The sequence below is a fragment of the Streptomyces sp. Ag109_G2-15 genome (assembly GCF_900215565.1).
Classification (GTDB): Bacteria; Actinomycetota; Actinomycetes; order Streptomycetales; family Streptomycetaceae; genus Streptomyces; species Streptomyces diastatochromogenes.
Genome location: NZ_OCNI01000001.1, coordinates 4,305,738 through 4,318,393, shown reverse-complemented (window position 1 = coordinate 4,318,393; position 12,656 = coordinate 4,305,738). Strand labels below are relative to the sequence as shown.

Annotated in this window: 9 protein-coding genes; 7 read left to right on the top strand and 2 right to left on the bottom strand. The window is 71.9% G+C overall.

Going from position 1 to position 12,656, the window contains the following annotated elements; genetic code table 11:
* Window positions 1–123 precede the first annotated feature (123 nt).
* The 3 genes from CRP49_RS19400 (at window position 124) to CRP49_RS19390 (ending at window position 3,292) form a co-directional block, all read left to right on the top strand.
* On the top strand, window positions 124–1,053 hold the full coding sequence (locus tag CRP49_RS19400; protein WP_097254507.1) for a bifunctional helix-turn-helix transcriptional regulator/GNAT family N-acetyltransferase: 930 nt from the start codon (window positions 124–126) through the stop codon (window positions 1,051–1,053).
* Window positions 1,054–1,069: 16 nt separating this feature from the next.
* A complete protein-coding gene (locus CRP49_RS19395; protein WP_097254506.1) occupies window positions 1,070–1,870 on the top strand; it encodes a sugar phosphate isomerase/epimerase in 801 nt (266 codons plus the stop codon).
* Between the two features lie 180 nt (window positions 1,871–2,050).
* Entirely contained in the window at window positions 2,051–3,292 is a 1,242-nt protein-coding gene (locus CRP49_RS19390; protein ID WP_097254505.1) for an MFS transporter, read from the top strand.
* Here CRP49_RS19390 and CRP49_RS19385 read toward each other — a convergent pair.
* Both CRP49_RS19385 and aroA read right to left on the bottom strand, forming a co-directional pair.
* Window positions 3,267–3,860, bottom strand: a complete 594-nt coding sequence (locus tag CRP49_RS19385; protein WP_097254504.1) for an alpha/beta hydrolase — start codon at window positions 3,858–3,860, stop codon at window positions 3,267–3,269. The genes CRP49_RS19390 and CRP49_RS19385 overlap by 26 nt on opposite strands.
* 58 nt (window positions 3,861–3,918) lie before the next feature.
* Window positions 3,919–5,154 carry a 3-phosphoshikimate 1-carboxyvinyltransferase gene (gene aroA, locus CRP49_RS19380; protein WP_097257446.1) on the bottom strand — a complete coding sequence of 412 codons (1,236 nt, stop codon included), beginning with the start codon at window positions 5,152–5,154 and terminating at the stop codon, window positions 3,919–3,921.
* A gap of 350 nt (window positions 5,155–5,504) precedes the next feature.
* Between aroA and CRP49_RS19375 the strand changes: the two genes are divergently transcribed.
* The 4 genes from CRP49_RS19375 (at window position 5,505) to CRP49_RS19360 (ending at window position 12,622) form a co-directional block, all read left to right on the top strand.
* Window positions 5,505–7,331, top strand: a complete 1,827-nt coding sequence (locus CRP49_RS19375) for a glycoside hydrolase family 3 protein (protein WP_097254503.1) — start codon at window positions 5,505–5,507, stop codon at window positions 7,329–7,331.
* Between the two features lie 130 nt (window positions 7,332–7,461).
* Window positions 7,462–8,076: a hypothetical protein gene (locus CRP49_RS19370; protein WP_097254502.1), complete on the top strand. Its 615-nt coding sequence runs from the start codon at window positions 7,462–7,464 to the stop codon at window positions 8,074–8,076.
* 102 nt (window positions 8,077–8,178) lie between these two features.
* Window positions 8,179–8,499, top strand: a complete 321-nt coding sequence (locus CRP49_RS19365; RefSeq protein ID WP_097254501.1) for a CU044_2847 family protein — start codon at window positions 8,179–8,181, stop codon at window positions 8,497–8,499.
* 25 nt (window positions 8,500–8,524) lie between these two features.
* Window positions 8,525–12,622, top strand: coding sequence for a trypsin-like peptidase domain-containing protein (locus CRP49_RS19360; protein WP_097254500.1), 4,098 nt, complete (start codon window positions 8,525–8,527; stop codon window positions 12,620–12,622).
* The last annotated feature ends 34 nt before the right edge of the window (window positions 12,623–12,656 follow it).

Genomic DNA, 12,656 nt, shown 5'->3' with positions numbered 1-12,656 from the left:
TGGGCGGGCTTCCCTGGCATGGGGCAGCCCGCCGTGGAGTCGTAGACGGTGGACGGCGCGGGCGCTTCGGCCTAGCCTCGGAGGAACGGTATCTCTGACTGAGTCAAGTATCCGGGGGCGATCATGACCGTCCAGGACGTCCGTGCCTTCAACCGCTTCTACACCGGCGTCATCGGCGCCCTCGACTACGGCCGTCACCTCTACGCGCCGTACACCCTCACCGAGTCCCGGGTCCTGTACGAACTCGCGCACGCCCGGCATCTGGACGCGGCCGACCTGCGCACCCGGCTCGCGCTGGACGCCGGCTATCTGAGCCGCATCCTCAACAAGTTCGAGGAGGCGGGGCTGATCGAGCGCGGGACGTCCGCGGCGGATACGCGCCGCAGGAGCGTCACGCTCACCGCGGCCGGGCGCGAGGCCGCCGCGCTGCTGGACGAGCGGGCGCGGGAGACGGTGGGGGCGTTGCTGGACACCGTGGCGCCGGAGGACCGGCCGCGGCTGGCGGAGGCGATGCGGACCATCCGGGGCATCCTCGGGGGCGAGCAGGGGATCCCGGGTGACGTCGTCCTGCGGGAGCCGCTGCCCGGTGACCTCGGCTGGATCGTGCAGCGCAACGCCGCCCTGTACGCGGCCGAGTACGGCTGGAACGCCGACTACGAGGGGCTGGTGGCGAGGATCGTCGCCGACTTCGCCGAGGACCACGACCCGCATCTGGAGCGGGTGTGGATCGCGGAGCTGGAGGGGCGGGCGGTGGGGTGTGTGATGTGCGTGCGGGACGACGCTCCCGCCACCGCGCGGCTGCGGCTGCTGCTCGTGGAGCCCGACGCGCGCGGGCACGGCATCGGTGACCGGCTGGTGCGGGCCGTGGTCGACTTCGCGCGCGGAGTCGGCTACCGCGACCTGGTGCTGTGGACCAACGACGTGCTCAGCAGCGCCCGGCATCTCTACCGGCGGCACGGGTTCGTACTCGTCGCCGAGCGGCCGCACCGCTCCTTCGGCAAGGATCTGGTGGGGCAGGACTGGCGGTTGGATCTGCCCGGATCGGGCGTGTGACGAGTAGGGTCCGAGCATGAAGCTGGCGTTCTCCACTCTCGGTGTCCCCGGCCTGCCCGTCCCTGAGGTCCTGGCGCTCGCGACCGCGCACGGCTACCACGGCGTCGAACTGCGCACCCATCCCGAGGAGCCGGTGCACCCGGGCCTCCCCGCCGCCGAGCGGGCCGAGACGGCCGCGCTGTTCAAGGCGGCCGGGGTCGAAGTGCTGGGCCTCGCCGGGTACGCGCGCGTCGCCGCGCCCGGCGACGACACCCCCGTCCTCGACGAGATCCGTCAACTCCTCCAGCTGGCCCACGACCTGGGCGCCCCGTTCATCCGGGTCTTCCCCGGCGCCGACCCGGACCGGCCCCGCGAGGAGTCGGACGCCATCGCCGCCCGGCGGCTGGGCACCGCCGCCGAGGACGCCTCGGCGCTCGGTGTCCGGATCCTGCTGGAGACCCACGACTCGCACCGCACCGCCGCCGACGTGATCCGCGTCCTCGGCCCGGTGGGCCACCGGCAGGTGGGCGCGCTGTGGGACGTGATGCACACCTGGCTGGGCGGCGAGCAGCCCTCGGACAGCTATGCGGCACTCGCCCCGCACCTCGGCTACGTCCAGGTCAAGGACATCGCCTCGGCCGACGACACCACCCCGCTCCCGCTCGGCGCGGGCATCCTCCCGCTCACCGAGTGCGTGGACGTCCTCTCCCGCCACGGCTGGGACGGCTGGCTGTGCTGGGAGTACGAGAAGCGCTGGTACGAGGCGGCGGCCCCGCTCCCGGACCTGCTGGGCGCGGGCCGCGACCACCTCGTACGCCTGCTGGGCGAGGCTGCCTAGTACCTGTCCGGCGGATCAGGCCGACTCCGGGCACCGGTGCGAGATGAGCACCGGTGCCTGGGGCCCGATGAGCGCCCGCCCCCCGGATAATTCGCTGGCCGGGCCCCAGGCCCCCCGATAGCCTCCCCCGGTGATTCCGCCGCCCGCACGCTGTGCCCTCCCCTGCCCCCGTTCGCTCTCATGAGCCTCGCCCGCTCGCTCATCGACGTACGGCCGCTGCGTACCTCGCCCGTCTTCCGGCGGCTGCTGGTCGGGCGGACCGTGTCTCTGCTCGGTGGGTCCATGACGCTGGTGACGGTCATGTACCAGGTGTGGGACATGACCCGCAGTACGGCGTGGACCGGTGCGGTCGGGCTGGCGCAGGCGTTGCCGCTGGTGGTGTTCGGGCTGTTCGCGGGGGCCCGGGTGGACCGGGCGGACCGGCGGCGGATCTTCCTGACGGCCACCGTGGGCCAGGCCGCCTGCTCGCTGCTGCTGGCCGTGCAGGGCTTCACCGGGCATGTCCCGGTGGTGACGGTGCTCGGGCTGGTCGCCGTCCAGTCGGGCTTCGGCGCGCTCGGCGCCCCGGCGGCCGGTGTCTTCGTGCCGCGGCTGCTGCCCAAGGACCAGGTGCCCGCCGGTCTCGCCCTGAACCAGATCACCGGCCAGGCGATGTTCCTGCTCGGCCCGGCCCTGGCCGGTGTGCTGCTGGGCTGGCTGGGCATCGGCGCCTGCTATCTGCTGGACGCACTCAGCTTCGGTCTCGCCTTCTACGGCGCCTTCGGGCTGCCCGCGCTGCCGCCGGAGGGCGAGCCGTCGCGGGCGGGGATGCACGGGGTGCTGGACGGGCTGCGGTTCCTGGCCGGGCACCGGGTGGTGCGGGGCGCGCTGATCACCGACCTCGCCGCCACCGTGCTGTCGTTCCCGGTCAGCCTCTTCCCGCTGGTCAACGCAGAGCGGTTCGGGAACAGCCCGCGCACCCTCGGCCTGCTCCTGTCGGCCCTCGCGGTGGGCGGCGTCGCGGCGACGGCACTGTCCGGCTCCGTGACCCGGCTCGGCCGGCCGGGCGCGGTGATGCTGTGCGCCTCCGCCACCTGGGGCGCGGCCCTGGTCGCCTTCGGTCTGTCGACCGACCCGTGGATCGGCCTCGCGCTGCTCGTCGTGGCCGGGGCGGCGGACGCCACGTCGGTCGTCTCCCGGTCCACGATCGTGCAGACCCGTACCCCGGACGCGCTGCTCGGCCGGGTCACGGCGGCCGAGGCGATCGTCGGCCAGGCGGGCCCCAGCCTCGGCAACGTCCGGGGCGGCCTGGTCGCCGGCTGGAGCTCCGGCGCGACCGCCCTGGTCACCGGCGGCGTGATGTGCGTCCTGGCGGTGGCGGCGGTCGCGGCGACGACTCCCGAGCTGAGGGACCGGGCTACCGAGCTGCCGGACGCGCCGTGAGCGGTACCGCGCCGTCCAGGCACCAGTCGAGGACGCCCGGCCAGGAGCCGTAACCGGCGTCCAGGTCGAGGTGCGCGGCGCCCGGGACGATGTCGGTGGGAATGCCGAGCGGCGCACCGAAGAGACGGTCGGCGCCCTCGGGGCAGTACGGGTCGTCGTCGCCCGCGACGAGCCGGGTGTCGCCGGGCGGTACGAAGTCGGGGGCGGGCGGTGCGAAGGCCGCCACCTCCGGGTACCGGACGAGGACGGATCCGGACGGCGGCGCGACGAGCAGCACCCGGTCCGCGTACCTCTGCTGCTTGATGCCCCTGGCCGCGGCGTGCAGCCACAGCACGGCGGAGAGGCTGTGCGCCACGACGACCCGCTCCCCGGAGTCGTCCAACTCCTCCAGGTGCCGGGCCAGTTCGCCGAGCCACACCTCGAGGTCCGGGTCGTCCGGGTCGGGCAGCTGCGGGTAGGTGACCCGGTGGCCCAGGGCGGTGAGCCGGCCGGCGAGCCAGTGCTGCCAGTGGCCCTCGGGCCGGTGGTTCTGCCAGCCGTGCAGGATGAGGTACGAGCGCGTGGTCATGCGGGCGATGATTTCCGACCCCGTTCCTTCCGGTCCAGCAGGGACAGTCACCGTCCCATCAGCTGGTCGCGCTCAGTGCCGCGAACGCCTCGTGGAAGTCCGGGAACGTCTTCCGTACGCAGCCGGGATCGTCGTACGACAGCCCGGGCGTGCGCAGTCCGGTCACCGCGAAGGACATCACGATGCGGTGGTCGCCGTAGGACTTGATCCCGACGTCCGGCAGGGGCGTGCCGGGCCGGATCTCGATCCAGTCGGGGCCGGTCGCCACGTCCACGCCGAGCCGGCGCAGGTTCTCCGCGCAGGCCTCCAGCCGGTCGCACTCCTTCACCCGGGTGTTGGCCACGTCCTCGATGCGGACCGGACCGGAGGCGAAGGGCGCGATCGCGGCGAGGGTCGGCATGGTGTCGGAGATGTCCCGCATGTTGACGGTCAGGCCGCGCAGAACTCCCGTGCCGCGTACGGTCGTCCGGTCCGCGGCGACGTCCACCTCCGCGCCCATCCGCCCCAGCACCTCGACGAACCGCAGGTCACCCTGGAGGGCTCCCGATCCCAGGCCCGGCACGGTCACCTCGCGGCCCGGGGTGACGGCCGCCGCGGCGAAGAAGTAGCTGGCGGTCGAGGCGTCCGGCTCAATCGCGTAGGTGGTGGCCCGGTAGCCGCCCGGCGGGACCTCGAAGACCTCGCCGTCCCGGACCACCTCGACGCCGAACGCCCGCATCATCGCCAGCGTGATCTCCACGTACGGCACCGAGACCAGGTCGGTCACCCGGATCCGCAGGCCGTTGCGGGTCAGCGGGCCCAGCAGGAGCAGCGCGGTCAGGTACTGCGAGGACTGGCCCGCGTCCAGCACGACCTCGCCGCCCTCGACCCCGGCCGCCCGGACGGTCAGCGGGTGGTGGCCCTCGGCCTCCTCGTGCCGCAGGTCGACGCCGAGGTCGCGCAGGGCCCGGGTGAGCGGGCCGAGGGGGCGCCGGCGCATCTGCGGGGAGGCGTCGAAACGGTAGGTGCCGTGGCCCGCGGCCGCCAGGGTGGGCAGGAAGCGGGCGGTGGTGGCGCCGTCGCGGCAGTACACGTCGGCCTCGGCGAGCGCCGGGCCCTGCGGGCGGCCGTCCACCTGCCAGGCGTCCGGGGTACGGCCCACCCGGTAGCCGAGCCGGACCAGGCCCTCCGCGAAGCCCTCGGTGTCGTCGGAGCGCAGGGGCCGTACGAGGGTGCTGACGCCGTCGGCGGCGGCCGCGAGAAAGAGCGCGCGGGCGGTGATGGACTTGGAACCGGGGATGTCGACTGCGGGCATGGCCGCCATGATGGTGCGTCGCCCGGGCGGATGGGCGGAATGTCCAGGGGCTGGACCACGCCACCTCGCACACCCACGGGAACCCGCCGCCCTCCCCGCCCGTCCAACGCACAAGCTGCCGGACGAGTCCGTGGTGCGGTGTCGGCCCTCGCCGCAGGCCGCGAACGCCGACGTACCCTCTCCGCCGCACCACGCCCGACAGCCCACCGCCATCGGCGCGCCCCCCTCCCAAGCGCCGATGGCGGCCCCATGCTGGCTTACTGTGCAGTCACTTGACGGAAAGAAACTTCCCGGATATTGGTGACTCCTCGGAAGTTTCCTTCAGCGGTTCTCCTCTGGAAGGAGCGCACGTGCACGACAGCAGCACGGGAAACACCGCACGGCCGTCCAGACGGACCGTCCTCGCCGCGACCGCGGGCCTCACCGCCGCGCTGACCGCACCGGCCACCGCCGCCCACGCCGCCACCCCGAACGACCGCAAGCTCCGCGCCCTCGTCTCCCGCATGACGCTGGAGGAGAAGGTCGGCCAGCTCTTCGTGATGCGGGTCTACGGCCACTCCGCCACCACCCCCGACCAGGCCGACATCGACGCCAACCTCAAGGAGATCGGGGTCCGCACGGCCGCCGAGCTGATCGAGAAGTACCGGGTCGGCGGGATCATCTACTTCACCTGGGCCCACAACACCCGCGACCCCCACCAGATCGCCGACCTGTCCAACGGCATCCAGCGGGCCTCCCTGGAGCAGCCCCGTGGCCTGCCGCTGCTCATCGCCACCGACCAGGAGCACGGAATAGTGTGCAGGGTGGGCAAGCCGGCCACGCTGTTCCCGGGCGCGATGGCGATCGGGGCGGGCCGCTCCCGTTCCGACGCCCGCACCCTCGGCCGCGTCTCCGGCGCGGAACTCCGGGCCATGGGCATCAACCAGGACTACTCCCCCGACGCCGACGTGAACGTCAACCCGGCCAACCCGGTCATCGGCGTACGGTCCTTCGGGGCCGACCCGGACGCGGTGGCGGCCCTGGTGGCGGCCGAGGTGAGGGGCTATCAGGCGTCCCGGGTCGCGGCGACCGCCAAGCACTTCCCGGGCCACGGCGACACCGCCGTCGACAGCCACACCGGCTTCCCGGTCATCACGCACAGCCGGGACCTGTGGGAGAAGCTGGACGCGGTCCCCTTCCGGGCCGCGATCGAGGCGGGCATCGACTCGGTCATGACCGCCCACATCCAGTTCCCGGCCCTCGACGACTCCGGCGACCCGGCCACCCTCTCCCACCCGATCCTCACCGGCATCCTGCGCGGCGAACTCGGCTACGACGGGGTCGTGGTCACCGACTCCCTCGGCATGGAGGGCGTACGCACCAAGTACGGCGACGACCGGGTGCCGGTGCTGGCCCTGAAGGCCGGAGTCGACCAGCTGCTCAACCCGCCCTCGATCGACGTGGCCTGGCACGCGGTCCTGAACGCCGTCCAGAACGGCGAGCTGACCGAGGCCCGGCTGGACGAATCGATCCTGCGGATCCTTCGGCTGAAGGGCCGGCTCGGACTCCTCGACCAGGCGTACGTCACCCGGGCCGGCGTCGATCGCACGGTGGGCGCCGAGTCCCACCTGGCCACCGCGGACCGGATCGCCGAGCGGACCACGACCCTGCTGGTCAACGAGGACGACACCCTCCCGCTGGACCCCCGCACCGCGCCCAGGATCCTGGTCGTCGGCGCCGACCCGGCCTCCCCGTCCGGCACCACCGGCCCGCCCACCTCGGTCCTGGCCGGCGCCCTCACCGAACTGGGCTTCACCGCCACCGCCCTGTCCACCGGCACCGCCCCCTCCGCGACGACCGTCGCCAAGGCGGTGGCGGCGGCGCAGGACGCGGACGCGGTGGTCGTCGGGACGTACAACGTCACGGCGGGCAGCGCCCAGCGAACCCTGGTCGAGCAGTTGCTCGCCACCGGCAGACCGGTCGCGGGCGTCGCCATCCGCAACCCCTACGACGTGGCGCAGCTCCCCTCCGTGAAGGCCTACCTGGCGGCCTACTCCTGGACCGACGTCGAACTGCGCGCCGCCGCACGGGTGATCGCCGGACGGGTGGACCCACGGGGCAGGCTCCCGGTGCCGGTGCAGCGGGCGGATGATCCGACGCAGGTGCTGTACCCCCTCGGTCACGGCCTGACGTACTAGACGTACGTCACACACCGGACACACCACTCCCAAACGGCGGAAACCCCACCGTTCGCCTGGCGTGGCCCCCTCGCCGGGGCCACGCTGGACGGGGGTGTCTGGGGGGTTCGCAATGCACGGGAAAGGTGCCATGGGGGTGGCGTACCGACTACTGCCGCTCGCCCCTGCCCTCACCATGGCCATGCTGCTCACCGGCTGCCAGGGCCAAGCTGACGCCCCGGTGGGCAACGCCCGTCCCGCCACCCTCCGCCCCACCGGCTACGGCGCCCAGTTCCTCGGGGTCGGCGAATGCAGCTCCTTCGGCACCACCAGCTTCACCGAGGTGCCCTGCACCAGCGAACGGGCCGCCGCCCAGGTCGCCGCCCGCTACGACGGCACGGTCACCGACGGCCCGCTGTGCCCGCCCACCACCGACTTCGTCCTGCACATCAGCGAACAGCGGCCGCAGGACGACGAGGACGGCGACGGGGCGATCCCCCAGGGCTACGCCTGCATGCGCAACCTGGAACCCCCGCACCCCGGCGACCCGGGCGCCGGCGGCGGCCCCCGCACGATCCCCGGCGACTGCGTGTACGACTCGGGCGACGGCCAGGTGCGGGAGACGGCGTGCGACGGGTCGGGGCGCCGGAAGCCGCAGTACAGGATCACTGAGGCGGTCCCCGACCGATCCGACTGCCCTGCGTCGACCGTCCTCTACGTCCAGCTGAGCGGGCAGCGGCCGGTGGGCTGCGCCCGGCCGGTGTGAGGGCTCCTCCGTACGGCCCCCTCCGAGCTGCGGCACCTGTCGGACGTGATCGATGCTGGCCGGGATCCCTGATGAGCGCCCGCGAGCAACGAAGGAGGCGTCTTGACCACACCTCTGACCCGAATTCCGCTGGAGGGTGGGGGCTGCCTTCTGGTCGAGGGCGCGGCCGGCTTCGAGGGGCCGGTGAAGGCCGGGCGCGTCGGGGACGCCATTCGTGAGGTGCCGGAGACGCTGCAGCAGGCTCTGGTACCGATCACCCAGGCCGCGCAGGCCGCCCTGGACCAACTGCGCAAGGCGCGGCCCGACCAGATCACGGTCGAGTTCGGAGTGGACCTCGCGGTCGAGGCCGGGGCGGTGATCACCAAGAGCAGGGCGAACTGTCATCTGCAGGTGACGGTGTCGTGGAAGAGCGACGGTGGCTAGCCCCGGAAGAAGGGCTGACGATGGCATGCCGTCGGACCTGCCCACGGCGGTCGCGCAGATCCTCGGGCCGGACGGGAGCGTGGCGGGGGCGGGTTTCCTGGTGGCCGAGGACGTCCTGGTCACCTGTGCGCACGTGGTCCGGGCGGCCGGGTCCGGGCCCGGGGAGCGGGTGCGGCTGGCCTTCCCTCGTGCGGCGGGTGCCGACGGGCTGGAGGGGCACGTCGAGGGGTGGCGTGCGCCCGAGGGCGAGGACGTCGCCTTCGTCCGGCTGAGTGAAGTGCCGCCGGGTACACGGGTGTTGCCACTGGGCTCCGGGGCGGGGTGCGGCGGCCACGAGGTCCGGTCGTACGGCTTTCCGGCCCAGGCGCCGCGGGACGGGCACCTGGGCTTCGGCACGGTGGGCGATCTGCTGCCGGCCTCGCAGGACGGGAGCGCGCTCCTTCAGCTGACCGACGCCAACGACCTCACCACCGGGTTCAGCGGCGGGCCCGTCCTCGACCAGGTGACCGGCCTGGTCGTCGGCATGGTCACCGAGATCACGGCGCCCGACCCGTTGGCGCGGGGACAGGACATCGCGTACGTCACCCCGACCGAGGTCCTGCGGGAGGTCCGGCCGGAACTGGCGGCACAGGAGGTCTGCCCTTATCGAGGCCTGGAGCCGTTCACCGCGGAGCACGCCCGCTGGTTCGAGGGGCGCGGGGACGCGGTACGGCAGGTCGTGGCGAACCTGGCCCTGGGGCGGCGGCTGACGCTGCTGCTGGGGCCGTCCGGGTCGGGCAAGTCGTCGTTGATTCAGGCGGGGGTGTTGCGGGCGCTGGCGGAGGGGGCGGTGCCGGGGAGCGATCGGTGGCTGCCGGTGCTGGCGCGGCCTCGGCAGGATCTGCGGACGGAGATCGAGCGGGCCGGGCTGCCCGGAGCGGCGGGCGACGGGATCACGGCGGCGGTCGACCACAAGCTGGCGAGCGAGCCCGACCACGAGCGTGTCCTGCTGGTCATCGACCAGTTCGAAGAGCTTCTGGTCCAGGGTGCCGACGGTCGGCTACAGGACTTCCTGGCCGTTGTCGACGACGTCACCGCGGCCGCCGACGCGCCTACCAGGCTCAGCGTGATCCTGGTCATGCGCGACGACTTCTATCCCCAACTGGCCGCGCTTGCACCCAAGTTGCTGGAGGCTGCGACACCCGGGCTGCTCAACGTGCCGGGCGCGCTGAGCCAGCGCGATCTGCACGACATCATTGTGCTGCCCGCCGAGAAGGCGGGACTCCGCTTCCAGCCGGGGCTGCCCGAGCAGATCATCAGTGACGTCCTGGAGAGCAGCCCCGAAGCGATGGCGGCTCGGCTGGCTCCGGTCACCGTGCTGCCGCTGCTGGAGTTGACGCTCAAGCAGCTGTGGTCGCGCCGGGAGGACGGTTACCTCACCCATGAGGCGTACCGGCGCATCGGGGCGGTCACCGGAAGCCTGACGACGTGGTGCGGCAGCGCCCTGGATGAGCTGTCCACCGGTCAGCAGCAGATCGCGCGGCGCATCCTCACCTCGCTGGTGCACCCGGCGGACCCCGGCCGCCGTATCCCCGCGGTCCGCGCGCAGGTGCCTCTTGACGAGCTGCGCGATCTGGCGGCGGGCCCGGACGGTTCGCCCGTCGGCGACGTCAACGTCGTCATCGCCACGCTCACGCACCATCGCATCATCACCACGCAGTCGCTCCGCGATCCCCATCGCCCCGATGCGCCTCCCGGGGAGCCGGTGGCGGAACTGATCCATGATGCGCTCATCCGTGACTGGGGCAAACTGCGGGAGTGGGTGCACGAGGACCGCCGGTTCCAGGAGTGGCTCAACCGCACCCGTGAACGGCAGCTCCGCTGGGCCGGGAAGAAAGACCCGGGCGACCTGCTCGCGGGGACGGCGCTCGGGGAAGGCGTCGACTGGTCACGGGAACGTGGTCTGCCCGACGACATCGCGGCCTTTCTCTCCGCGAGCCGGCAACGCCAGGAGGCGATCGCTCAGCGGCGCAGGCGGCTTGTCACGGTGCTGGCCACGTTGCTGGTGCTCGCGCTGATCGCCGGCGGGGTCGCGGTGTGGCAGTGGCGGACGGCGGTCGGTGAACGGCAGGCGGCGCTGTCACGGCAGCTGGCGGCCCAGTCCGACACACTCATCAGAACGAACCCCGAACTCGCTTCGCTCCTGGCCATCCAGGCATACCGCACCAACCCGACTTCGGAGGCGCTCGACAGTCTCCGCACCGCCGCGGACCTTCCCCTGCAGCGACGCTTGTCCGGCCATGCCATGACGGTGACCTCGGTTGCGTTCAGCCCGGACAGCAGGACCCTCGCCACCGGAAGCTACGACCGGACCGTGCGCCTGTGGGACGTGGCCACCGGAACAACACGCCACATCCTGAAGAGACACACCGACCAGGTGTACTCCGTGGCGTTCAGCCCCGACGGCAGAACCCTGGCCACCGCCGGCATCGACGGGAGGGTTCTGTTGTGGGATGTTGCCACCGGTGATCCCCTTTACTCCCTGACATACAGCCAATCGGCAAATGCGGTGGCGTTCAGTCCCGACGGCAAAACCCTCGCCACCGCCACCGCCGACACCGTGCAACTGTGGGATGCGACCACCCGCAAGGCGGGCAGAGTTCTGAGCGGACACACGGGTCTGGTGAGCTCGGTCGCGTTCAGCCCGGACAGCAGGACCCTCGCCACCGCAAGCTGGGACCGCACCACGCGCCTGTGGGACGTGGCCACCGGAACAACACGCCACATCCTGGAGGGGCACACCAGCGAGGTGGTCTCGGTCGCGTACAGTCCCGACGGCAAAACCCTGGCCACCGCCGGAAACGATGTCACCGTACTGCTGTGGGATGTGGCCACCGGCAAGTCTCGTACATCCCTGACCACCGCTACGGATTCGGTGGCGTTCAGTCCTGACGGCAAATCCCTGGCCACCGCAAGCCCCGACCACACCGTGCAGCTGTGGAATGTGACCACCGGTGCAACGATCTCGTCCCTGACCGGACATAGCGACCAGGTCCTTCAGACAGCGTTCAGCCCCGACGGCAAGACGCTCGCCAGCGTCGGTCTCGACCACACCGTGCGCCTGTGGAAGGTGAGCACTGCCGTGATGGGCGTCACTCTGGCAGGGCACACCGATTCGGTGACATCGGTGGCGTTCAGCCCCGACGGCAACATCCTCGCCACTGGCAGCGTCGACCGGACTGCCCGGCTGTGGAACGTGCCCACTGGCAGGGCCCGCGCCCCCCTGCGGGGACACACCGGCGTGATCATCTCGGTGGCGTTCACCCCGGACGGGAAAACCCTCGCCACCGGCAGTTCCGACGCCACGGCCCGCCTGTGGGACGTAGCGACCGGCACAACACGCCGCATCCTGAAGGGGCACATCGACGGCGTGAATTCGGTGGCGTTCAGCCCCGACGGCAAGACCCTCGCCACCGTCGGCTCGGACCAGACCGTGCGGCTCTGGGACGTGGCCACCGGAACAACACGCCACATCCTGAAGGGACACACGGACGAGGTGACCTCGGTCGCCTACAGCCCGGACGGCAAGACCCTCGCCACCGGCAGTTTCGACTACACCGCCCGGCTCTGGGACGTGTCCGCGGGAACTACCCGCCACATCCTGCGGGGGCACAGCTCCGTGATCAAGTCAGTGGCATTCAGCCCCGACGGCAAGACCCTCGCCACCACCAGCAATGATCAAACAGCACGGCTGTGGAACGTGGCGACGGGCAAGACCCGGACCACCCTGACCGGACACACCAGAGAAGTGTTTTCGGTGGCGTTCAGTCCCGACGGCAAGACCCTCGCCACCGGCAGCAGCGACAACACGACACGACTGTGGGACAGCTCCTCCGGTAAAGAGCGCATCACGCTCACCAGACAGACCGACCCGGTGATCGCCGTGGCGTTCAGCCCGCGCGGCCACACGCTCGCCACCGGCAGCACGGACTTCACCGCGCGACTGTGGCATGTCGACCTCCCCGATCCTTCCGAAGCAGTCCAGAAGATCTGTCGTGCCGTCAACCGGGACCTGACCTCAGAAGAACGGACGGCCTACCTACCAGGCCAGTCATCAGGTCCCGTATGCCCAACCCACCGATAGTCAAGACAGCGGAGTCGGCCACGCCGACCCCGCC